Genomic DNA, 21693 nt, shown 5'->3' on the forward strand with positions numbered 1-21693 from the left:
ACTCCCTGGAAGGTGGGGTTGTCGGCTGGCGCAGCCCGGGATCGACACCCGAGTTTTGTGCGACTTTTGTGTCCTGCGTCACAACCTGCCGGACATGTATAGTCCTGTATATACATCTAAGTCAAGTGGAGTTCGCCACACTCGTTTCGACGCACTTGCCCGCCCTCCTTCCAACCGTGCGGTCGATACCGCTACTATCGGCGGCAGGTCATGAGCGCCAGCGCCAAGCCCCGGCTCGCTGGCCGGCAACCCTCCAACCGCGGTGGGGTGCCCCGGGTGATGACCAGGTTTGCCGACGCAAGTCGGGAAACAAGCGCGGGTCCGCTGGGACGGACCCACTGACCGGGCCATGCCCCACCGGAGGTTCATCATGTGTTGTTGTCCCGAGTAGCCGGTTTCCAGGCGCGCAGACGATGCTGCGCCGACCCCATCTGCAGACTTCACCTCCCGAACCTGGAGTAGAACGACTCATGACCGAAATCACGGATCCCTCGGCCATCTGGAGCTTCGAGACCAAGCAGATCCACGCTGGTCAGCTGCCCGACGGCACCACCAACGCGCGTGCGCTGCCGATCTACCAGACCACGTCGTACACGTTCAACAGCACCGATCATGCGGCCGCGCTGTTCGGCCTGGCCGAGCCGGGCAACATCTACACCCGCATCATGAACCCGACGCAGGACGCCGTCGAGCAGCGGATCGCCGCGCTCGAGGGTGGCGTCGCCGCGCTGCTGCTCGCGTCCGGCCAGGCCGCCGAGACGTTCGCGATCCTCAACCTCGCCGAGGCCGGCGACCACATCGTGTCGAGCCCGCGCCTGTACGGCGGCACGTACAACCTGTTCCACTACTCGCTGCGCAAGCTGGGCATCGAGGTCTCGTTCGTCGAGGATCCCGACGACATCGAGCAGTGGCGTGCCGCGGTCCGCCCGAACACCAAGGCGTTCTACGGCGAGTCGATCTCGAACCCGCGCAACGACGTGCTCGACATCCCGGGCATCTCGAAGGTCGCGCACGAGAACGGCATCCCGCTAATCGTCGACAACACCGTCGCGACGCCTTACCTGATCCGCCCGCTCGAGCACGGCGCCGACATCGTCGTCCACTCGGCCACCAAGTACCTCGGTGGCCACGGCACCGCGGTCGCCGGCGTGATCGTCGACGGCGGCAAGTTCGACTGGACGCAGGGCCGCCACACCAACTTCACGACGGCCGATCCGAGCTACCACGGTGTCGTGTACGCCGACCTCGGCGCCCCGGCGTTCGCGCTGAAGGCCCGCGTGCAGCTGCTGCGCGACCTCGGTGCCGCGATCTCGCCGTTCAACGCGTTCCTCATCTCACAGGGCATCGAGACGCTGAGCCTGCGCATGGAGCGCCACGTCGCCAACGCGAAGGCCGTCGCCGAGTACCTCGAGGCTCGCCCCGACGTGAAGTCCGTGGCGTACGCGGGCCTGGAGTCCTCGCCGTGGCACGAGCGCGGCAAGACGCTGGCACCGCGCGGCACGGGTGCGATCGTCGCGTTCGAGCTGGCCGGCGGCGTCGACGCGGGCAAGAAGTTCGTCAACGCGCTGACGCTGCACAGCCACGTCGCCAACATCGGTGACGTGCGCTCGCTGGTGATCCACCCGGCCTCGACCACGCACTCGCAGCTGACCCCCGAGGAGCAGCTCGCGTCGGGTGTCACGCCCGGTCTGGTGCGCCTCGCCGTCGGTATCGAGGGCATCGACGACATCATCGCCGACCTCGAAGCCGGGTTTGCGGCGGCGGCGTCTTGACCGTCAGTTCGGTTCGCAACGCCCGTCCAGCGGGATTCCCCCCGCCGGACGGGCAGTTGGGCTTTGTCCACCTCGGCTCGATCGAGCTCGAGAGCGGCGCGGTGGTTCCCGACGTCACCCTCGCTGTCCAGCGGTGGGGAGAGCTCTCCCCCAACCTGGACAACGTGGTTCTCGTCGAGCACGCCCTCACCGGCGACTCGCACGTGACCGGCCCGGCCGACGAGGAGCATCCGTCGCCCGGGTGGTGGGACGGCATGGTCGGCCCCGGCGCCCCGATCGACACCGACGAGTGGTGCGTGCTCGCCGTGAACGTGCTCGGCGGCTGCCGCGGCACCACGGGCCCGGGCTCGCTCGCGGCCGACGGTGCACCCTGGGGATCGCGATTCCCGGAGATCTCGATCCGCGACCAGGTGACCGCCGAGGTCGCGCTCGCGGACCTGCTTGGCGTCGAGCGCCTCGCGGCCGTCATCGGCGGGTCGATGGGCGGAATGCGGACACTCGAGTGGATCGTCGGGCATCCCGACCGGGTCGACGCGGCGCTGATCCTCGCGACCGGCGCCCGGGCCACGGCCGACCAGATCGGCACCCAGACCACGCAGATCCAGATCATCAAGAGCGACCCCGACTGGCAGGGCGGCGACTACCACGGCACCGGACGCGTCCCGCGGGGCGGGCTGGGGCTCGCCCGCCGGATCGCGCACCTGACGTACCGCACCGAGAACGAACTGGACTCGCGCTTCGCCAACGACAACCAGGACGGCGAGAACCCTTGGGCCGGCGGCCGTTACGCGGTCCAGAGCTACCTCGACCATCAGGCCGACAAGCTGGTTGCCCGGTTCGACCCGAGCACGTACGTGCTCCTGACCGAGGCGATGAACCGGCACGACGTGGGCCGCGGCCGCGGCGGCGTCGCGGCGGCCCTCGCGTCGACGAACGTCCCGGTGATCGTCGGCGGTGTCGACTCGGATCGGCTGTACCCGCTGCGGTTGCAGCAGGAACTCGCGGACGGCCTGCCCGGCTGCGACCGGTTGCGCGTGCTCGAGTCGAAGGACGGCCACGACGGTTTCCTCACCGAGGCGGACGCGGTGGCCGAGATGTTGAAGGAGACGATGGAGCTGGCGCGCGCCACCCGTCGCCCCTAGTTGTCGTCGCGCTGGGCCCGGCGCGGATCAGTCGGTGCCCAGCGGATCGATCGATGCCGCCAACGCGATGATCGCAGCGCCGACGACGGTCATGGCCGCGACGTCGAATCCCTTGCCGCGCACGGCGAGCAGTCCCACCTGATCGGGGGACACCACGGCGCGCAGCACCGCCGCGAGCAGCATGGCGCCCCCGAGAACGAGGGCACCACGCCGCCAACGGTCGGCCAGAACCAGGACGAATGCGGCCGCCACCACAACGAGGACGGCCAGCATCGGCAGGTTTCGGCGTACGAACTGCGTCACGGGCGCAGTCTAGCCACGCGCACCGGCGAGCTGCTCGGCCCGCTCGACGACGTTGGTGAGCAGGAAGGCACGGGTGAGCGGTCCGACGCCACCCGGGTTCGGCGAGATGAATCCGGCGACCTCGCGGACGTCGTCGGCGACGTCACCCCGGAGCCCGGCCTCGGTGCGGCTGACGCCCACGTCGAGCACCGCGGCACCCGGCTTGACCATGTCTGCGGTGATCAATCCCGGCACGCCGGCGGCGGCGATCACGATGTCGGCCTGGCGCACCTGCGCGGCCAGGTCACGGGTTCCGGTGTGGCACAGCGTGACCGTCGCATTCTCGGTGCGGCGGGTCAGCAGCAGGCCGATCGGGCGACCGACGGTGACACCTCGGCCGACGACGGCGACGTGCGCGCCCGCGATCGGAACCTCGTAGCGGCGCAGCAGGTGGACGATGCCGCGCGGGGTGCACGGCAGCGGCGCTTCCTTGCCGAGGACGAGGCGGCCCAGGTTCACCGGGTGCAGGCCGTCGGCGTCCTTGTCGGGGTCGATCCGCTCGAGCGCAGCGTTCTCGTCGAGGTGCTTGGGCAGCGGGAGCTGCACGATGTAGCCGGTGCACTCGGGGTTGGCGTTGAGCTCGTCGATCGTGGCCTCGAGCTCTTCCTGCGTGATGTCGGCGGGCAGGTCGCGGCGGATCGAGGTGATCCCGACCTTGGCGCAGTCGTTGTGCTTGCCACGCACGTAGGCGGCCGAACCGGGGTCGTCGCCGACGAGGATGGTGCCCAGACCGGGCGTGATGCCCTTCTCCTTCAGGGCTGCCACCCTGGTCTCGAGGTCCTCGAAAATCTCGTCGCGGGTTGCTTTGCCATCCAGGATCGTTGCAGTCACGGCGACCATTGTTCCAGGCTAGGGTCGCTGCGTGACACCGGCTCCGGATCTACGCGGTCCACGCGTCCTGTTGACTTCCGTCCGACCCGCGCATCGCGAGCGGCTGCGCGAGATTCATCGGCTCCCCGGAGTCGCTCGCTGGTGGAAGGAACCGGGTGACGACTGGCCGGTCCCCGAACCGGACACCGTTGCGTATGCGGTGCTGGAGGACGACCGCGTCGTGGGATTCGCCCAGTGGTACCAGGAGTCGGACCCCGACTTCCGGCACGCGGGGCTCGACCTGTTCCTCGACCCGTCCGTCCACGGCCGGGGGCTGGGCACCGAGGTGGTCCGGGTGATGTGCGCCCACCTCGTGGACGAGCGCGGCTTCCACCGCATCGTCATCGACCCCGAGGCGTCGAATGCTGCCGCGATCGCCTGCTACCGGAAGGTGGGCTTCCGCGACGTCGGCATCATGCGCGAGTACAGCCGGGGCGCCGACGGGGCGTGGCGGGACGGGCTGCTGATGGATCTGCTGGCCCGCGAACTGGTTCGGTGACCCGACGGGTCACCACGGTTCGACGACGAGACCCATCGCGGTCGCGTACGCCACCGCCTGGGTGAGCTCCACCTGGGTGCCGCCGAGTTTCGCAGCGGTCCACAGGCCGGGATCGAGGTGGGCGCCCCGCAGGTCGGCCCCCTCCAGCCGGAGCCCCTCGACCCGGGCGCCGAGCATGTCGACCGACCGCAGGACGGCGCCGCGCATGTCGGCCTGCACGAGGTTGGCCTCCCGGAACCCGGAGTCGGTGAAGTCGATGCCGCGGAGATCGGCACCGCCCATCGACACCAGGGTGAAGTCCACCTCGTCGACCAGCAGCGGCCGCAGCTGACAGTCGACGAACACCGATCCCAGCAGGCTCGATGCGCGGAAACTGCTGTGCCACAGGGTGGTCCGGGTGAACGTGCACGACCGGAACGCGCTCGAGAAGTGGTGCGAGTCGGTGAGATCCGTGCCGGTGAAGTCGCATTCGGTGAACACGGAGAACTCGGTCCGGAGCTCGCTCAAGTCGGCGTCCCGGAACGAGCACCGCGTGTAGTGCTGCCGGCTCCAGGTCTGCTGCGGCAGGCGCGCGTCGGAGAAGTCTTCTCCGACGATCTCGACGAGTTCGGCCATGTGACCCATGCTGCCCCCGAACACCGACAATTACGACCGATGCGGCGCCGCGGCCTTCGGGCGGGCGCGATCGCATTCGGCTGATCCCCGGCGGCGCCGAGACGGTGGCCGGTTCACGATCCATTCGAGTTCGCGAACGGATCACGCATACCCGGATTGATACATTCCCGTGGTGTTCCGAGTGATGTTCCACGAGCCCCGCATCCCACCCAACACCGGCAACGCGATCCGTATGGTCGCCGGCACGGGGTGCGAACTGCACCTCGTGGGACCGCTCGGGTTCGACCTGTCCGAACCGAAGCTCCGCCGGGCGGGACTCGACTACCACGACCTGGCGTCGGTGACGGTGCACGAGAACCTCGACGCGGCCTGGGCCGCCCTGCAGCCGGAGCGGGTGTTCGCGTTCACGGCGCACGCGTCCACGTCGTACGCCGACATCGCCTACCAGCCGGGCGACATCCTGTTGTTCGGGCCGGAACCGACCGGACTGTCGCAGGATGTACTCGAGGACCCGCACGTGACCGCGCAGGTGCGGATCCCGATGGTCCCGGGCCGGCGGTCGCTGAACCTGTCGAACGCCGCGGCGGTCGTCACGTACGAGGCCTGGCGACAGCATGGCTTCGCCGGAGGCGAATAGACGGCTCCAGCGCCGGAGGCGAATAGACGGCTCCAGCGCCGGAGGCGAATAGACGGCTCCAGCGCCGGAGGCGAATAGGTGGCTCGGCGCCGGCGGCGTCTAGCTTCCCGCGCGGGCGATGTCGAGGAAGTCGCGGGCGGCGCCGCGGAGTCCGCGCGTCTCGTCCCACACGGCGAGCAGCCGGCGCGGCATGCGCAGTCCGTCGACCTCGACGGACGCGAGCCGGCCGTCGCCCAGGTCGGCCTCGACTGCCAGTGACGACACCACTGCGGGCGCGTTGCCGGCGACGACGGCCGCCTTCACCGCGGTGCACGACGTGAGTTCGAGGAGCGGATCGACGCAGCCGGGCACCGCGTGCTCGAGTGTCGTGCGGGTGCCGGATCCGGATTCGCGCTGGATGAGTGGTGTGGTCGCGAGTTCGGTCATGGCGATCGGTGCCCGGCGGGTCCACTTGTGTCCGGGCGGGACGATGACGACGAGTTCGTCCCGGGCCACCTCGACCGAGCGCAGCCCGTCCGGGGCGACGGGGCCCTCGACGAATCCGAGGTCGGCCTCCCCCGCCCGCACCTGTGTGGCGACCTCGGTGGAGTTCAGCAGCCGCACCGACGTCACGACGTTCGGGTACTTGCGCCGCATCGTCACCGTCCATCCGGGGACGAGGTATTCGGCGATGGTCATGCTGGCGGCGACGGTGAGGTTGGCGTCCCGTTCGCCACGCAGGGCCGCGACGCCGGATGCGAGTTCCTCGGCGGAGTCGAGAATCGCCGACGCCCATTCGAGGACGAGCGCGCCCTCGGCGGTGGGCTGGACTCCGCCCGCGCCGCGATCGAACACCCGTAGCCCTAGCTGACGCTCCGCGGAGCGCACACGCGCGCTGACGGCCTGCTGACTGAGGCCGTGCTCGCGTCCGGCCGCACCCATGCTCCCGAGTCGACCCACCGCGACCAGCACGTCCAGTGCGGCGAGTTCGGGAACACGGTTCGAAAGCGGCATACCCCCAAGGCTAGACCCACAAACGGCGTTTGTATCCCGTCCACCCCGAGGCTTCTACCGGGAACAACGTCTGGACACCACAGTTGTTTTCATGCTTACTGCTCCGCGTCTGGCACACCTGACCCCCAACTGGTTCGCCATGGTGATGGGCACGGGAATCATCGCCGTCGCCACGTCGTCGCTGCCGGTGAACCTGCCCGGACGACGCGGCATCGCGCTCGCCTTCTGGCTGCTGGCCACGGCCCTGCTGGCGGTGCTGGTGACCGCCTTCGTCGTGCACTGGGTCCGGCACACCGAGCACGCCCGCGGTTATGCCCGCAGCGCCACGATGTTCCCGTTCTACGGCGCACTGCCGATGGCCGTGCTCACCGTGGGCGCCGGCACCGCGGCGGTCGGGTCGACCGTGCTGCCGGCCGACGTCGCCTTCGCCATCGCGGGCACGTTGTGGGCCATCGGCACCGTCGGCGGACTGGTGACGAGCGCGGTGATGGCGATGCGGTTGCAGGGGGTCGCCGACCGCGGCACCCCGGTCCCGGCCTGGCTGATGCCGGTGGTGCCGCCGATGGTGTCGGCCGCGACGGGTGCCGCGTTGGTGAATCACCTGCCCGCGGGGTGGCCTCGGGTCGCAATGCTGGCGGGCTGCTACGCGCTGTTCACGCTGGCGCTGGTCTTCGCCCTGTTCATCGTCGCGATGGTCGGACGCGAGTTCCGCGAGCGCGGGTTGCCGCCGCTGCAGGCGCTGCCGACCATGTGGATCCCGCTCGGCATCGTCGGGCAGTCGATCGCGGCCGCCAACAACCTGGGCACCGCGGCCGAGCATGCCGTCGGTCACGACGCGGCCAACGCACTGCACCTGTTCGGTCTGGGCTACGGGCTGTTCATGGGGACGGTCATGATCGTCGCTATCGCCGCGGTCTGCGTCGTGACCGCCCGCGCTTTCCGTCAGGGCCTGACCTTCACCATGAGCTGGTGGAGCTTCATCTTCCCGGTCGGCGCGTGCGCCGTCGGCATGGGGGCGTTCGGTGTCGCGGGCGACTTCGACATTCCGCGACTGCTGTCGGTGGTCCTTCTGTGCGCCCTGGTCGTCGCCTGGTGTGTGGTGGCAGTGCACACCGCACACCGGGTTCGGACCAGGGCGCTGCCGGCGCCGGCCTGAGCCGGACCGCGAGGGGTCAGGCCAGGGCGTCGATCGCGGCCTGCAGCCGGGTCGTCGCCTCGGCGGCCACGGACTCGAGCTCGGGCTCCCCGGTCACCTCGACCATGAGCGCCGGGTTCATGGCCTCGACGATCACGTCGTCGCCGTCGGCACGGACGACGACGTTGCACGGCAGCAGCAGGCCGATCTGACGGTCGACGCCGACCGCGCGGTGCGCGAGCTGCGGGTTGCAGGCGCCGAGGATGACATACTGCTCCATCTCGGCGCCGATCTTCGCCTTCAGCGTCGCCTGCATGTCGATCTCGGTGAGGACACCGAAACCCTGCTCCTGCAGCGCTGCCCGCGTCTTGGCGATCGCGTCGTCGAACTCGGCGTTCAAGCGGGTCGAGATTCCCAGATCCATCACTGACTCCTCACGGTTGTCGGTTCGGGTGCCCGTTGCCAGTCCCCGGCAATCACGCCAGTGCCAGGAACAGCTTCTCCAGCTCGGCCTCGGTGAGCGGCTCGGACGCCTTGCCGTCACCGGCCAGGCATTCACGCAGTCCCGTCGCGACGATCTTGAATCCGGCCCGGTCGAGTGCCCGGGACACCGCCGCCAACTGCGTGACGACGTCCTTGCAGTCGCGACCGCTCTCGATCATCGAGATGACTCCGGCCAACTGTCCCTGCGCGCGGCGCAGGCGGTTGAGCACCAACGCGATGCTCTCTTCGTCTCCGGTCATGAGACCTCCTCGTTCTACGTCCAGATTACCCACAGGGGTATCCGACCGGATCCGGCTGTGACCACGATCATCAGCCGGATCCGGTCCCGGAATCACCCGTGGGAGAACGTGATGTTCGGCAGGGCCTTGCGCAGCCAGTTCGGCGACCACCAGGCCGCGTTGCCGGTCAGCCGCAGCAGCACCGGCAGCAGCACCAACCGGATCAGGACGGCGTCGAGCAGGACGGCGATGCCGAGCAGGATGCCCATCTCCTTCGGCGGCAGCGGTTCGGCCAGCGCGAAGCTGAAGAACACGCCCACCATGACCGCCGCGGCCGCGAAGATGACCCGTCCCGAGTGCGCCATGCCCGAGATCTGGGCACCGCGCGCGTCGCCGGTCGTCTCGTACTGTTCCTTGACGGTCGACAGCAGGAACACCGTGTAGTCCATCGCGATCGCGAAGATCATTGCGAAGAAGAACACCGGCCCCCAGCCGTCGAGGAAGCCCTGCGGGGTGAAGCCGAGCAGGCTGGACAGGTGCCCGTCCTGGAAGATCAGCTTCGACGCACCGAACGCCGCAGCGGTCGACAGCAGGCTCACGACGGTGCCGATCAGCGAGACCAGCGGGGCCTGCAGCGCCACGAGCAGCAGCAGGAAGCCCAGCACCAGGATCACGCCGATCACGATCGGCAGGTAGTCGTTCAGCGCCTGCTGCAGGTCGAGGTTCTCCGCCGGCGCACCGCCGACCAGGGCGCTGTCGGGCAGCTGCGCCCGCAGCGTGTCGAGCGTGCCGCCGAGCGCGGGATCCGACGGATCGACGGTCGGCAGCGCCTGCATCATCACCAGACCGGACCCGTCCGACGCCGGCATCGCGGGCGTCACCGCGGCCACACCGTTGACGGTTGCCGCCGCCTGGGCCGCAGCGGGCGCGTCGGCCTCGGGGACCACGATCTGCAGCGCGCCGGGCGCGCCGACGCCCATCTGCTCCTGCACCAGTTCGTAGCCCTGACGCACGGCCGCGTCCTCGGGGACGACCTGGATCGACGGCATCGCGACCTTCAGGCCGCCGATCGGGATGGCGATACCGATCAGGATGGCGACCGACGCTACCGCGAACGGCCACGGGTGCCGGTCCAGCAGCTGGCCCCACTTGCGGAACAGCGGCGAGCCGTCCGTCTGGTTCTGTTGCTTCTTGGCGTAGGGCAGCGAACCGGCGTTGACTCTGCGGCCGAGCTTGCCCAGCACCGCGGGCAGCAGTGTCAGCGTCGCGGCCAGCACGAACACGACCGCGAGCATGATGCCGACTGCCATCGTCCGCACGGCGGGGGCAGGCACCAGCAGCACGGCCGACAGGCTCACCAGCACCGTCAAGCCCGACAGCAGCACGGCCTTGCCGGCGGTGTCCATCGTCTCCGCGACCGCCAGGCGGGAGTTGGCGTTCTTGCGCAGTGCGTCCCGGAAGCGCACGACGAGGAACAGCGCGTAGTCGATGCCCAGCGCCAGGGCGAACATCATCGCGAAGTTCATGGCCCACACCGAGATCGGAGTGATCTCGTTGAGCAGCACCAGCGCACCGGCGGACGCGACCAGACCGGCCATCGTCAGCAGCAGCGGCAGGCCGGCGGCGACGAGCGAGCCGAACGCGAGCACCATGATCGCGAGAGTGACCGGCCACGAGAACATCTCGGCCTTGATCATCGCGTCGTGGTTGGCCTTGTTGAAGTCACTCCACAACGCCGAGGCACCGGTCGGGTAGACGTCGATGCCGTCGCCGGAGAGCGCCTTCAGGTCACCACCGAGATCGTCGACCGCGCGCACCATGTCGTCGGTGTTCGCGTTCGCGCCGGCGACCAGGATGCCGGTGTGCCCGTCGGGGCTGATCGTCATGCCGGGCTGGGGCGGGATCACCTCGCCGATGCGGGCGTCGGCCTTCAGCACCGACGTCGCCTCGCCCAGCACCTGCTGGACGGCCGGGTCGGCGAGCGGCTTGTCGTCGGAGTGGACGACGACCTGGACGGCCGACGATGCGTTGCCGCCGAAGTGCTCCTGCGCGAGCTCGCGGACCTTGACCGACTCGGAGCCGTTGGCCTGCCAGCCGGCGCCGGCCAGCGAGCTGAACACCGACGGCGCTGCGGCACCGAGGGCGACGACCAGGACGAGCCACGCGGTGATCACCCATGTGAAGTTGTCGGCCATCGCGGCACCGAGCCGGGCGAGCGGTCCGCCGACGGACTCGGTGGATGGCGGCGGGATGTCCCGCCGCTGTCCGGTGGTGGTCATGGGGATGCCTTTCGGTTCTGGATCGGACTCGGGAATCAGATGAGGAAAATACGGGTGGGGGTATATGAAGGGGCCAAAGAGAACCCGGTCGACAACCACTCGGTTTCGACCGGGTTCGGGTGGAACTACTTGCCGGACTCGACGGCGCGGCCGGACTGCATCCACGCCATGGTGCCGCCTACGACGTTCACAGCATCGACACCGCGGGCCGCGAGGTACTCGGCGGCCTGGCCGCTGCGCCCACCGACCGCGCAGATCATGTAGACGGTGCCGTCGGCGGGAACCTCGTCGACACGCGCGACGAACTCGCTCAGCGGAATCGAGACGGCGCCCGGGACGTGTACCTCGGCGAACTCGTCCGACTCCCGGACGTCGATGAGGGGGGCGCCGGTCGCCAGCACCGATTCGAGTTCGGTCACGTCAATTTCGCGCATGGGGTTCCTTCCGGATGTGTTCGATGGTTCAGGCGACTGTGTCATGCCACGCCGGCCGGCACGTTCGCGTGCCGCCCCGCGTCCCACGTCTTGTATCCGCCGTCGAGGTTGGCCGCGGGCCGACCCAGCCCTGCGAGCAGGCGCACCGCGGTGTGGCCGCGCTGACCCACCTGGCAGTGCACGATCAGGTCTCCGGCCGGCAGGTCGCCGGCCCGATCCCTGAGCTCGTCGAGCGGGACGTTGACGGCGCCGGGGATGGCGCCGGCCGCGAACTCGTCGGCGGTGCGGACGTCCACCAGCGACGCGCCGCCGGCGATCAGGGTATCGAGTTCGTGCCACTGGACGGTGCGGGTGTCGCCGGAGCGCATGTTGTCGGCGATGTAGCCGAGCATGTTCACCGGATCCTTGGCCGAACCGAACTGCGGCGCGTAGGCCAGTTCGAGGTCCGCGAGCTCCGACGCGGTGATCCCGCCGGCCATCGCGGTCGCGATGATGTCGATCCGCTTGTCGACTCCCTCGCCGCCCACGGCCTGGGCGCCGAGGATGGCGTCGGTCTCGGGATCGACCAGCAGCTTGATCGCCATCTGCTGCGCACCCGGGTAGTAGCCGGCGTGCGATTGCGGATGCGTGTGAATCGCCTGGTACGGACGACCCGCGGCACGCAGTCGCTTCTCGTTCCAGCCGGTCGCCGTGACGATCAGCCCGAACACGCCGACCACCGCGGTGCCCGACGACGCCGTGGCGCGCACCGCACGGCCGGCGATGACGTCGGCCACCAGGCGGCCCTGCCGGTTGGCCGGGTTGGCGAGCGGGATCATCGCGACGCCACCGCCCACCGCGTCACGCTTCTCGACGGCGTCGCCGACCGCGAAGATGTGCGGGACGGAGGTGCGCATCTGATCGTCGACCACGACGCCACCGCGCTCGCCCAGGTCGGCGCCCGCCATCTTCGCGAGCGCGTTCTCGGGCCGGACGCCGATCGCCATGACGACGACGTCGGCCGGGACGGTGCGCCCGTCCGCGAGGTCGGCGGTGGTCGCCCCGATCGAGGTCAGCTGGGTGCCGAGCTCGAGGCGCACGCCGTTCTCGCGCATCCGGTCGGCGACCGGGGCGGCCATCTCCGGGTCGAGCGGCGCGAGCACCTGGTCGGCGAGCTCCACGACGGTGACGTCGAGTCCGCGGTGGCGCAGGTTCTCGGCCAGTTCGACGCCGATGAAACCGGCCCCGACGATGACCGCGCTGGGCGCCCCGGACATCTGCGCCGACTCGATCTGCTCGACCAGGCGGTCGACGTCCTCGACGTCGCGCAGGATCAGCGCGCGTTCGACGCCGGGCAGCGGCGGCACGATGGGGCTCGCGCCGGTGCTGAGCACCAGTTCGTCGTAGCTCTCGACGTAGGTGTCGCCAGACGCGAGGTCGTGGACGGTGACGGTGCGGGCGTCGGGATCGATCGCGGCGACCTCGCTGCGGACGCGGACGTCGAGCCGGAAGCGGGCGCCGAGACTCTCGGGCGTCTGCAGCAGCAGCTCGTCGCGGTCCTCGATGACGCCGCCGGCGTAGTAGGGCAGACCGCAGTTCGCGAACGACACGTGCGCGCCGCGCTCGAAGACGACGATCTCCGCCGACTCGTCCAGACGACGCATGCGGGTGGCCGCGGACATTCCGCCGGCGACACCTCCGACGATGACAACCTTCACGATCTACCTCCTCGATGTTGCGACCGACTATACCCCAGGGGGTATCTCACAGGGTGTGAAGCTGCTCTCAGCGGAAGTCCCGCGACCTGGTCGACATCCGCAGGTCCATGAGTTGGAGGTGATCCGCGACGACGGTCACCGCGCCTTCCGCGTTCTGCACCTTCCCGCGCACCAGGAGCGCCGGGGCGCTGGTGGCGAGCTTGCGGTACTTCGCCCACAGACCGACCGAGCACACGACGTTGACCATTCCGGTCTCGTCCTCGAGGTTGAGGAAGGTCACGCCGGCGGCGGTCGCGGGCCGCTGCCGATGCGTCACCGCTCCCCCGACCAGCACCCGGTCCCCGTCCGGTACGTCCAGCAGCCGCGACGCGGGGAGCACACCCAACGCCTCGAGTTGGGGGCGCAGGAACTCCGTCGGGTAGCTGTCGGGCGAGATCCCGGTGGCCCACACGTCGGCGGCGGCGAGTTCGACGTCGCTCATGCCGGGCAGAGTGGGTGCGCGGGTAGACGCGCCCGTGCCGGGGAGCCGGTCCGGGCGCTCCCCCGCGGCCGCGCCGGCCGCCCACAGCGCCTCGCGCCGGGAAAGCCCGAAGCAGCCCAGCGCACCGGACGTCGCAAGGGACTCGACCTGCGCGGTGGTCAGTTCGATCCGGCCGGTCAGGTCCAGGATCGACCGGTACGGGCCGTCCTCCGCTCGCGCGGCGGCGATGCGTTCGGCCAGTGCGGTTCCGATCCCCCGGACGTCCCCCAGCCCCAACCGCACCTCGGTGCCGTGGGCCTCGAGCGTGGCGTGCGCGAGACTCGCGTTGACATCCGCCCCGTGCACCCGCACCCCGTGTCGGCGGGCGTCGGCGACGAGGGATTGCGGCGAGTAGAAGCCCATCGGCTGGGCGCGCAGCAGCCCGGCGCAGAACGCCGCCGGGTGGTGCAGCTTGAACCACGACGAGTAGAAGACGAGCGAGGCGAAGGACTGCGAATGACTTTCGGGGAAACCGAAATTCGCGAACGCGTACAGCTTCTCGTAGATGCGGTCGGCCACGTCGCCGGTGATGCCGTGCAACTCCCGCATGCCGTCGTAGAGCCGTCCACGCAGCCGCTCCATCTTCTCGGGCGACCGCTTGGAACCCATCGCCCGCCGCAACTGGTCCGCCTCGGCGGCGGTGAAACCGGCGGCGTCGACGGCCATCTGCATGAGCTGTTCCTGGAACAGGGGCACGCCCAGCGTGCGGCTCAGCGCCCTCTCGAGGCACGGATGGTCGTAGACGACCGGTTCACGCCCGTTGCGGCGACGGATGTAGGGGTGCACCGACCCGCCCTGGATCGGGCCGGGCCGGATGAGCGCCACCTCGACGACGAGGTCGTAGAAGTTGCGGGGCTTCAGGCGCGGCAGCGTCGCCATCTGGGCCCGCGACTCCACCTGGAACACGCCCACCGAGTCGGCCCGCTGCAGCATCTCGTAGACCGCCTGCTCGGACAGGTCGAGCTGCGCCAGGTCCACCACCATTCCCTTGTGCTCGGCGACCAGGTCGATCATGTAGTGCAACGCCGAGAGCATGCCGAGGCCGAGCAGGTCGAACTTCACCAATCCCACTGCGGCACAGTCGTCCTTGTCCCACTGGAGGACGCTGCGGTTCTCCATGCGCGCCCACTCGACCGGGCACACGTCGGCGATGGGACGGTCGCAGATCACCATGCCGCCGGAGTGGATACCGAGGTGCCGGGGAAAGCCCTCGATCTGCGCGGCCAACTCCAGCACCGCGCGCGGGATGTCGGTGCCGGTCTCCTGACCGACGCCGGTCCACCGGCTGACCTGTTTGCTCCACGCGTCCTGCTGGCCCTGGGAGAACCCGAGCGCCCGCGCCATGTCCCGCACCGACGACTTGCCGCGGTAGGTGATGACATTGGCGACCTGCGCGGCGTACTCGCGGCCGTACTTGGCGTAGACGTGCTGGATGGCCTCCTCGCGGCGGTCGGATTCGATGTCGACGTCGATGTCGGGCGGGCCGTCGCGTTCGGGCGAGAGGAACCGTTCGAACAGCAACTGGTTGCGGACGGGGTCGACGTTGGTGATGCCGATCGCGTAGCAGACCGCCGAGTTGGCGGCCGATCCCCTTCCCTGGCAGAGGATGTCGTTGTTCTTGCAGAACGAGACGATGTCGTGGACCACAAGGAAGTAGCCCGGGAAGGTGAGCCGTTCGATGATCCCGAGTTCGTGTTCGATCTGCGCGTACGCGGCGGGGTTTCCGGACGGCGGACCGTAGCGCCGGCGGGCGCCCTGCATGGTCAGCTCGCGCAGCCAGCTCGCTTCCGTGTGCCCGTCCGGGACGTCGAACGGCGGGAGTTTCGGCGCGATGAGCCGCAGATCGAACGCGCACTCGAGCCCCAACTCGGCGGCCGCCGCGACGGCCTGCGGGCAGTGCGCGAACAGCCGCGCCATCTCGGCCCCGGACCGCAGGTGCGCACCCCCGGTGGGGGCGAGCCAACCCGCAGCCTCGTCGAGGCTCTGCCGGGCCCGCACCGCGGCCATCGCCATCGCGAGCCGGCGGCGGGACGGGTCGGCGAAGTGTGCGGCGGTGGAGGCGATCACGGGAAGACCCTGGCGCGCCGCGAGTTCCGCGAGCTGCGCATTGATCTCGTCGTCCTCGGGCAACCCGCGATGAGTGAGTTCGACGGTGACCCGGTCGACGCCGAAGCGGTCGACGAGATCGGCCAGCGCCGCCTCGGCTGCGTCGAGGCCGCCCGCGGCGAGGGCGCTGCGCACGTGCCCCTTGCGGCAGCCGGTGAGGATCTGCCAGTGCCCGCCCGCCGCCTCGGTGAGCGCGTCGTAGTCGTAACGGGGCTTGCCCTTCTCCCCGCCGGCCAGGTGCGCGGCCGCGATCTGCCGGGACAGCCGCCGATACCCCTCCTGCCCGCGGGCCAGCACCAGCAGGTGTGTGCCGTCCGGGTCGGGAGTACCGGTGCGCGGGGTGGCATCCAGGGACAGTTCGGCCCCGAACACCGTCCGCATGCCCAGTTCCTTCGCGGCCTCGGCGAACCGGACCACGCCGTACATCCCGTCGTGGTCGGTCAGGGCGATGGCGTCCAGACCGAGCCGCACGGCTTCCTCCACGAGTTCCTCGGGCGCGCTGGCGCCGTCGAGGAAGCTGAAGGCCGAGTGGGCGTGCAGTTCGGCGTACGGCACGGTGGCGCCGACCGGGCGTGCGGGATCCTCCGCCAGGTACGCGCCACGCTTGCGGGACCAGGCCGGACTGTCGCTGCCGTCGCCCGGGAACTGCCCGTCACGTCGGCCACCCGGGCGCCCCGACAGCACCCGTTCCATCTCCGCCCACGTCGGCGGACCGTTGCCCCAACCCATCCAGCTGCAACCTTCCCGCAGGTCCGGCGGAGCCTGGACCTGCACGCACGGGAAGACGCGGAGGGGAAGACGCATCTTTCGAACTCATGTTCGAGTGTGCCACGCGCGCCCGGCAGGGTCAACGAGAGCATCCCTGCCGGGCGGTGGCCCTACTGCCACAGAGTGCGATAGGCAGTCGCCTCGAACTCGAGGTAGCCCCCGAGCGATGCGGAGTCGGCGAAGGGCAGCACCTGCGCGGCCCACATGCCCGCGATGCCGTTGCGCCGGTCGATCCAGTAGTAGAGGTTGGCGAGCCCGGCCCAGGCGAGCGCGCCCGCCGGCCGTCCGGTCGGCGCCGGCTCGTCGTTGACCATGAACGTGTACGCCCAGGACTTCGGCTTCCCGGGGAAGAACTCGGCATCGTTCGACAGCTCCGGTTCGACCCCGGGCAGCATCGTCACGCGCTGACCGTCCAACCCGCTCACGACCGCTTGCTCCACCGTTTCGGGCGCAAGGACGCGACCGTGTTCACCTGCCCCGTCGTTCAGCCACATGCGCAGGAACCTGGTGTAGTCGCCCACCGTCGAGTACAGGCCGTGGCCGCCCATGTGCACCTCGGGGTCCTGCGGCAGCACCAGGTCGAGCGGCTCGAGCACGCCGTCCGGCCGCCGCTGATGGATCGTCGCCCGCCGCCGCTCCATCGCGTCGTCGAGCGTGAAGGCCGTGTCCGACATCCCCAAGGGGGCGAAGATGCGCTCGGACATCACGTCGCCCAGACGCTCGCCCCGCACAGCCTCGACGACCAGCCCCGCCCAGTCGATGTTCGACCCGTACTGCCAGCGCTCGCCCGGATCGAACAGCAGCGGCGTCGTCAGCGCGGCCTTCGTGCCGGTGATGACGCTCGGCTGGCCGTGCTCGACCGTCAACCGGTGATAGGTCTCGTCGAAGAACGAGTATCCCAATCCGGCGGTGTGCAGCAGCAGCATGCGCGTCGTGATCGCGCGTTTGGGCGCCCGCAGTACCGGCACCCCCTGCGCATCGAACCCGTCGATCACCTCGAGCTTCCCGATCTCCGGCAGGTAGTTCGACGCCGGGGCGTCGAGATCGAGGAGCCCGTCCTCCACGCACTGCAGCACGGCGGCGCCGGTGATCGCCTTCGTCGTCGAGAACATGGCGAAGACGGTGTCGGGTGTCATCGGCTGGGCGTCGCCTATCGACCGAACTCCGGCCGAGCCCTCGTACACGGTCCCGCTGCGGTCGGTCAGCATCGCGACCACACCGGGCACCTTGCCGGCCCCGGCACCGGTCACGCCGTCGAGCACGGAGTTCAGCTTCGAATCACGTTGTTCCACAGTATCTCTCCCGCCAAGTGTCGGCCTCGTACGGAGAGCAAGCTATGGGAATTTCCGAGGCGCCCACGTCCCCGATCGGCATCCACCGTCTCGAACCGGCAGGTATCGGTGATCGGCGTCACCCTCCGGCGCGACGCAGGGTGTCGGACGGGTTCTCGCCGAACCGTTGCCGATAGGCCGCGGCGAAGACACCCATGTTGACGTACCCCCACGCACCGGCAGCGGCCGCGACAGTGGTCGCCGCCTGGGACGACAACTCTCGCCGCACTCCCTCGAGCCGATGCTCGCGGAGACAGTCCCGTGGAGTGATCCCGAGATACTCGCGGAAGGCGCCGGACAGCGCCCGGACGCTCACACCGACCTCCTGCGCCACCTCGGCCACTGTCGGGATGTCGCGCGCGTTGTCGTCGATGTAGCGCACCGCCCGCCTCACGTAGCCCGGGGCGGGGACCGCCGTGGCCGACGCCAGGTCGACGCCGGCTCTCGCCGCCCATTCCTCGAGCACCTGCGCCGCGATGAGTTCCTGCAGATTGATCCCGATGCGGCCGTGCGCGATCACATCCCGGTCCGTCGCCAGGGTCCGCGAAACGTAGTCCAACAACGCCGGCCACGGGCTGTCCGGGCCGCCGATGACACACTTGTGCCGCCACAACCGGTCGTCCGGAGCCCGCCCCCACCACCGCAGCGCCAGATCGGCCAACAACCGGTGCGGGATCGTGAGGTTGAGCTGAAGATGGTCCGCGTCGGCATCGAACCTGTAATCGACCCGACTGCAGTCGACGACGAACGTCTGTCCGGTCGTCAGGTCGACGCTGGACTTCGGAGCCACCTCGTGCCGCGTCCGTCCGTTCAGGGTGGTGAGCACCAGGATATTGCCCGCCTCGGGCTCGAATTCGCCCAGCGCGACCGGAATCCCGTAGCTGAACCGGGTGAGGGTCATCTCACCGATCTTCGTCGCGAACATGCTCGAGGACGGTGCGAGCGAACGGCCGACCGGCCGGACGTCGTACGGCATGTACACCGAGTCCGACCACTGCTTGATCTCGTCCCAATCGGTGACGGGCCCGGCGGCACGCTCACGACAGGTCCGGGGGTCGAAGGTCGGCGGCACACCGGGAGCATAGGCAGCCGTGTCCTCGGCCGGAAGCATCTCGACCTCGACGCACCGATAGCGGATCAGGCCGCACCCACTCCGCGAACGCCCGGTGGCCGCCGCTGTCCGGCTGCTGGGCTTCTCCACCCACGCGGCCAATGACGTAGTGGTCCTGCACCGCAGCGTGATTGGGACGACGCCCCTCGATCAGGACGTGCGGCGACAGCGTGGCGAAGTCGTCAACTGAGCTCAGGACGGCCCCTGGTAATCTCGCGACAGGGGTGGGGGTCACCCGTTACGCAATGCCAGGGGGGACGATGAGAGCTGACCCGGAGCGGATGCATTCGACCGCGAATCGGGTGGCCGCATTGGCCGACGAATTCTGGGACGACGTCGAGAATCTCCGACGGGAGGCCGAGAACCTCATGACGGACGACTGGGCTGGCGATGCGGCCGACACCCATGCGGCCCTGTGGGCGGTATGGGTCGATTCGGCGCGACGCGTGTCCATGGCCCTGAGCGACGACGCCGGTTTGCTGCACCAGGCAGCGAACGCGTACACAAGCACTGACGAGCAAAACGCGAGGTCGACGTCGACTATCCGGCTGGAGATCGACTCCTGATGGCACGCTACGTCGCGAACACCGAACATATCCTCGCGCTTGTCGAGAAAGCCCGCCGAATCGGTGGACAATTCGAGCAGCGCATCGCCGAGGTTGAACGTGAAATCGCTGCGCTACATATCGATTGGGAAGGCGACGCCGCCGAAGCGCACCGAGGCCAGGCCACAACTTGGCATCGCGAGATGACGGATATGCAGACCGCCCTGGCTGGACTCGAGATCGCCGCACAGGGTGCGCATGACGGGTACGTCGCAAATGTCGAACACAATATGGGGATGTGGCCTTGACGACCCCGATCACCATGGACTCCACGCTGGTGACCGACGCGGCGGAACTATACAGACGAGCTCAGGCCACCGGGCAGGAAGTGATCAACACCCTCGCCGCGGCGCTCGACGCGCACTGGGGATGCGCCGGGAGCGACAGCGCGGGCGCCACCTGGGCGGCGAGCTACGACCCGGCGGCATTCGACGCCGTCGCCGCGGGAACCGCCCTCGTCAACGCCTACGGAAAGATGCACGACCTCCTCGCCTTCACCGCCCTCAACCACGCAAACACCGAGAAGGCCAACAAGAATCCTCCCGAACCCCCGGACGGACCACCGCCGCAACTCCCGACCAGCACGTCGCCGACCTTCAAGGGAGCGTTCGGCGGTGACACCGACGAACCTTTCGGATGGGGCCTGGTCAGCAGCTGGTTACAAGGCCACACCTGGCCCAACGGAGACCCCGACAAGCTCCGCGCCCTCGGCGACGCGTGGCGAGCCGCCGCGACAGGACTCCGCAGCACAGCAGACGGGACCGGATCTGCTTTCCCTCTCCTCGAGGACATCGTCTCAGGTGAGATACCCCAGGCTCTGGCGCAGATGGATCTGGTGTTCAGCGACACCGAGCAGGTGGCGACCCAATACGAGAGCCTCGCCTCGTCATGCCGGGACTGGGCCGACACCATCGAGGACGCCCACCACAAAATCCTCGCGATCCTCGCCGGCGCCCTGGGCGCGGGCCTCATCATCGGGGGCATCGCGGGCTTCTTCACCGCAGGGACCGGGGCGGCGGCCGCCGCAGGCGCGGCTGGCAGCGCCGCCGGAGCATCCATCGTCACAGTCCTCGTCGCCTTCGATACCGCGGCCGCAGTCGCGGTCGGAGCCACGGTCGCCGCCGGTGTCGCGGTCGGCGGAGTGGCCACCGACCTACAACCCCTGCTCGAAGCAAACCCCACCGTGTTCAACGCGAACACCAGCGGCGGAGGCGGAAGCTCACACAACTACGTCACGCCGCCGAAGAACCTGCCAGGATTCCCGAACGCACGGCCCGTGAAGAAGTTGGCCCCGCGGTACCGGCAGCGGTGGGAAGACGCCGACGGGACCACGTACGAGTGGGATTACCAGCACGGCGCAGTGGAGAAATACAACAAGAGCGGCAAACATCTCGGCGAATATGATCCGAACACGGGCACGCAGACAAAGCCACCTGACCCAGGCCGTAAACCAGGGAGATGAAGATGAACTATCTAGAGGCCTACGACAGGGAATCCGGTTTTTTGGTGCGCGAATACCGCTTGAACGGCATAGATCTCGTGGACCTGAAACGACTGCTCGGCATCGACCTACAGGTTGAAATATATGGGTACGACGTTCCAGCCTCGCTCGTTCCGGAGTTGGGTAAGTACACCGAAGAGCCCGTGATCGTGGACGAATCCTACGACTACCAGGTCGGATTCTTCCGCGAGTAGAGGGCCGGTCGAGGGGCATGGCTATTTTTTTCGAGAAGGATCGCAATGGAGTGCTTAGACGAATGGAACGCCGTGCAACGAGAAGCTGTGGCCAGCTGGCGGCGGAAGAACACACAGCTACGTGAAGCGCTGGGCATGGTGATTGTTCGAACCAGTTCTCGCAACAGCGAACTCAGCATCGTGGTCGATGCCGACGCCAGAGTCACCGACGTTCGTCTTACGCCGCAGGCACTACGCCTCGGCGACATCCAGCTGAGCAACCTGTTGCGGGACACGATCCAGAAAGCACAGGCGGAAGTTACTCAGAGAGTAGGGGAGGTCGCGCGCCCATTCACCCACGATCGAGACTCTGTCGCGGCGAGAAAGTTTGTCGACGAACTGCTCAACGACGACTGAGGCCCTCGATGAGTTGGTAAAGGT

At 68.9% G+C, this 21693-nt stretch carries 22 protein-coding genes and 1 riboswitch; of the genes, 10 read left to right on the top strand and 12 right to left on the bottom strand.

Features of this window, described 5'->3' with window-relative positions:
• Positions 1 to 206 precede the first annotated feature (206 nt).
• Positions 207 to 322, top strand: a riboswitch (SAM riboswitch).
• Positions 323 to 470: 148 nt separating this feature from the next.
• Together ABTV10_RS18595 and metX are read left to right on the top strand one after the other, a co-directional pair.
• A complete protein-coding gene (locus tag ABTV10_RS18595) occupies positions 471 to 1772 on the top strand; it encodes a bifunctional o-acetylhomoserine/o-acetylserine sulfhydrylase (RefSeq protein ID WP_433606332.1) in 1302 nt (433 codons plus the stop codon).
• Entirely contained in the window at positions 1769 to 2914 is a 1146-nt protein-coding gene (gene metX / locus ABTV10_RS18600) for a homoserine O-acetyltransferase MetX (protein ID WP_499029241.1), read from the top strand. The genes ABTV10_RS18595 and metX overlap by 4 nt, the downstream gene beginning before the upstream one ends.
• A gap of 27 nt (positions 2915 to 2941) precedes the next feature.
• Here the strand turns inward: metX and ABTV10_RS18605 are convergent, their stop codons facing one another.
• Positions 2942 to 3217: a DUF3017 domain-containing protein gene (locus tag ABTV10_RS18605; protein ID WP_499029243.1), complete on the bottom strand. Its 276-nt coding sequence runs from the start codon at positions 3215 to 3217 to the stop codon at positions 2942 to 2944.
• A 9-nt stretch (positions 3218 to 3226) separates the two neighbouring features.
• The gene (locus ABTV10_RS18610) at positions 3227 to 4087 is read right to left on the bottom strand and encodes a bifunctional methylenetetrahydrofolate dehydrogenase/methenyltetrahydrofolate cyclohydrolase (protein ID WP_499029245.1); all 861 of its coding nucleotides are present in this window, start codon (positions 4085 to 4087) and stop codon (positions 3227 to 3229) included.
• Positions 4088 to 4118: 31 nt separating this feature from the next.
• Between ABTV10_RS18610 and ABTV10_RS18615 the strand changes: the two genes are divergently transcribed.
• On the top strand, positions 4119 to 4625 hold the full coding sequence (locus ABTV10_RS18615; protein ID WP_499029247.1) for a GNAT family N-acetyltransferase: 507 nt from the start codon (positions 4119 to 4121) through the stop codon (positions 4623 to 4625).
• A gap of 9 nt (positions 4626 to 4634) precedes the next feature.
• Here ABTV10_RS18615 and ABTV10_RS18620 read toward each other — a convergent pair whose 3' ends face one another.
• Positions 4635 to 5240 carry a pentapeptide repeat-containing protein gene (locus ABTV10_RS18620; RefSeq protein ID WP_499029249.1) on the bottom strand — a complete coding sequence of 202 codons (606 nt, stop codon included), beginning with the start codon at positions 5238 to 5240 and terminating at the stop codon, positions 4635 to 4637.
• A 172-nt stretch (positions 5241 to 5412) separates the two neighbouring features.
• On the opposite strand from ABTV10_RS18620, the gene ABTV10_RS18625 reads away from it, so the two are divergent.
• A complete protein-coding gene (locus ABTV10_RS18625) occupies positions 5413 to 5877 on the top strand; it encodes a tRNA (cytidine(34)-2'-O)-methyltransferase (protein ID WP_499029251.1) in 465 nt (154 codons plus the stop codon).
• Between the two features lie 99 nt (positions 5878 to 5976).
• Here ABTV10_RS18625 and ABTV10_RS18630 read toward each other — a convergent pair whose 3' ends face one another.
• Positions 5977 to 6870, bottom strand: coding sequence for a LysR family transcriptional regulator (locus ABTV10_RS18630; RefSeq protein ID WP_499029253.1), 894 nt, complete (start codon positions 6868 to 6870; stop codon positions 5977 to 5979).
• A 91-nt stretch (positions 6871 to 6961) separates the two neighbouring features.
• Here ABTV10_RS18630 and ABTV10_RS18635 point away from each other — a divergent pair, with 91 nt between their 5' ends.
• Complete coding sequence (locus ABTV10_RS18635) at positions 6962 to 8026, top strand: TDT family transporter (protein ID WP_499029255.1); 1065 nt, start codon at positions 6962 to 6964, stop codon at positions 8024 to 8026.
• Between the two features lie 16 nt (positions 8027 to 8042).
• Here the strand turns inward: ABTV10_RS18635 and ABTV10_RS18640 are convergent, their stop codons facing one another.
• From ABTV10_RS18640 to ABTV10_RS18675, 8 genes are all read right to left on the bottom strand, one after another.
• Positions 8043 to 8429: a DUF302 domain-containing protein gene (locus ABTV10_RS18640; protein ID WP_499029257.1), complete on the bottom strand. Its 387-nt coding sequence runs from the start codon at positions 8427 to 8429 to the stop codon at positions 8043 to 8045.
• A 52-nt stretch (positions 8430 to 8481) separates the two neighbouring features.
• The gene (locus tag ABTV10_RS18645) at positions 8482 to 8748 is read right to left on the bottom strand and encodes a metal-sensitive transcriptional regulator (RefSeq protein ID WP_499029260.1); all 267 of its coding nucleotides are present in this window, start codon (positions 8746 to 8748) and stop codon (positions 8482 to 8484) included.
• Positions 8749 to 8840: 92 nt separating this feature from the next.
• Entirely contained in the window at positions 8841 to 11006 is a 2166-nt protein-coding gene (locus tag ABTV10_RS18650; protein WP_499029262.1) for an MMPL family transporter, read from the bottom strand.
• Between the two features lie 125 nt (positions 11007 to 11131).
• Entirely contained in the window at positions 11132 to 11440 is a 309-nt protein-coding gene (locus tag ABTV10_RS18655; RefSeq protein ID WP_499029264.1) for a rhodanese-like domain-containing protein, read from the bottom strand.
• Between the two features lie 41 nt (positions 11441 to 11481).
• Positions 11482 to 13137: an FAD-dependent oxidoreductase gene (locus tag ABTV10_RS18660; protein WP_499029266.1), complete on the bottom strand. Its 1656-nt coding sequence runs from the start codon at positions 13135 to 13137 to the stop codon at positions 11482 to 11484.
• A gap of 67 nt (positions 13138 to 13204) precedes the next feature.
• Positions 13205 to 16567: an error-prone DNA polymerase gene (locus ABTV10_RS18665; protein WP_499029268.1), complete on the bottom strand. Its 3363-nt coding sequence runs from the start codon at positions 16565 to 16567 to the stop codon at positions 13205 to 13207.
• Between the two features lie 74 nt (positions 16568 to 16641).
• On the bottom strand, positions 16642 to 17823 hold the full coding sequence (acmB, locus tag ABTV10_RS18670) for a methyl acetate hydrolase AcmB (RefSeq protein WP_499029270.1): 1182 nt from the start codon (positions 17821 to 17823) through the stop codon (positions 16642 to 16644).
• Between the two features lie 118 nt (positions 17824 to 17941).
• A complete protein-coding gene (locus ABTV10_RS18675) occupies positions 17942 to 18934 on the bottom strand; it encodes an AraC family transcriptional regulator (protein ID WP_499029272.1) in 993 nt (330 codons plus the stop codon).
• A gap of 299 nt (positions 18935 to 19233) precedes the next feature.
• On the opposite strand from ABTV10_RS18675, the gene ABTV10_RS18680 reads away from it, so the two are divergent.
• The 5 genes from ABTV10_RS18680 to ABTV10_RS18700 are packed head-to-tail and all read left to right on the top strand — an operon-like array spanning position 19234 to position 21669.
• On the top strand, positions 19234 to 19539 hold the full coding sequence (locus ABTV10_RS18680; RefSeq protein ID WP_499029275.1) for a WXG100 family type VII secretion target: 306 nt from the start codon (positions 19234 to 19236) through the stop codon (positions 19537 to 19539).
• Positions 19539 to 19826 carry a WXG100 family type VII secretion target gene (locus ABTV10_RS18685; RefSeq protein WP_433606363.1) on the top strand — a complete coding sequence of 96 codons (288 nt, stop codon included), beginning with the start codon at positions 19539 to 19541 and terminating at the stop codon, positions 19824 to 19826. The genes ABTV10_RS18680 and ABTV10_RS18685 overlap by 1 nt, the downstream gene beginning before the upstream one ends.
• Positions 19823 to 21040, top strand: coding sequence for a colicin E3/pyocin S6 family cytotoxin (locus tag ABTV10_RS18690; RefSeq protein ID WP_499029277.1), 1218 nt, complete (start codon positions 19823 to 19825; stop codon positions 21038 to 21040). The genes ABTV10_RS18685 and ABTV10_RS18690 overlap by 4 nt, the downstream gene beginning before the upstream one ends.
• The gene (locus tag ABTV10_RS18695) at positions 21037 to 21273 is read left to right on the top strand and encodes a DUF7683 domain-containing protein (RefSeq protein ID WP_499029279.1); all 237 of its coding nucleotides are present in this window, start codon (positions 21037 to 21039) and stop codon (positions 21271 to 21273) included. Before ABTV10_RS18690 ends, ABTV10_RS18695 begins: the two co-directional genes overlap by 4 nt.
• 45 nt (positions 21274 to 21318) lie before the next feature.
• A complete protein-coding gene (locus ABTV10_RS18700) occupies positions 21319 to 21669 on the top strand; it encodes a YbaB/EbfC family nucleoid-associated protein (RefSeq protein WP_499029280.1) in 351 nt (116 codons plus the stop codon).
• Positions 21670 to 21693 lie beyond the last annotated feature (24 nt).

It is taken from the genome of Paraburkholderia sp. RHO2 (assembly GCF_050955445.1).
Taxonomy (GTDB): Bacteria; Actinomycetota; Actinomycetes; order Mycobacteriales; family Mycobacteriaceae; genus Prescottella; species Prescottella agglutinans_A.

Coding starts and splice junctions, on each gene's coding strand:
- ABTV10_RS18665 (WP_499029268.1), bottom strand. CDS start 16,567: ATGCGTCTTCCCCTCCGCGTCTTCCCGTGCGTGCAGGTCCAGGCTCCG.
- ABTV10_RS18650 (WP_499029262.1), bottom strand. CDS start 11,006: ATGACCACCACCGGACAGCGGCGGGACATCCCGCCGCCATCCACCGAG.
- ABTV10_RS18685 (WP_433606363.1), top strand. CDS start 19,539: ATGGCACGCTACGTCGCGAACACCGAACATATCCTCGCGCTTGTCGAG.
- ABTV10_RS18630 (WP_499029253.1), bottom strand. CDS start 6,870: ATGCCGCTTTCGAACCGTGTTCCCGAACTCGCCGCACTGGACGTGCTG.
- ABTV10_RS18645 (WP_499029260.1), bottom strand. CDS start 8,748: ATGACCGGAGACGAAGAGAGCATCGCGTTGGTGCTCAACCGCCTGCGC.
- ABTV10_RS18635 (WP_499029255.1), top strand. CDS start 6,962: ATGCTTACTGCTCCGCGTCTGGCACACCTGACCCCCAACTGGTTCGCC.
- ABTV10_RS18595 (WP_433606332.1), top strand. CDS start 471: ATGACCGAAATCACGGATCCCTCGGCCATCTGGAGCTTCGAGACCAAG.
- ABTV10_RS18655 (WP_499029264.1), bottom strand. CDS start 11,440: ATGCGCGAAATTGACGTGACCGAACTCGAATCGGTGCTGGCGACCGGC.
- ABTV10_RS18640 (WP_499029257.1), bottom strand. CDS start 8,429: ATGGATCTGGGAATCTCGACCCGCTTGAACGCCGAGTTCGACGACGCG.
- ABTV10_RS18695 (WP_499029279.1), top strand. CDS start 21,037: ATGAAGATGAACTATCTAGAGGCCTACGACAGGGAATCCGGTTTTTTG.
- ABTV10_RS18620 (WP_499029249.1), bottom strand. CDS start 5,240: ATGGCCGAACTCGTCGAGATCGTCGGAGAAGACTTCTCCGACGCGCGC.
- ABTV10_RS18680 (WP_499029275.1), top strand. CDS start 19,234: ATGAGAGCTGACCCGGAGCGGATGCATTCGACCGCGAATCGGGTGGCC.
- ABTV10_RS18700 (WP_499029280.1), top strand. CDS start 21,319: ATGGAGTGCTTAGACGAATGGAACGCCGTGCAACGAGAAGCTGTGGCC.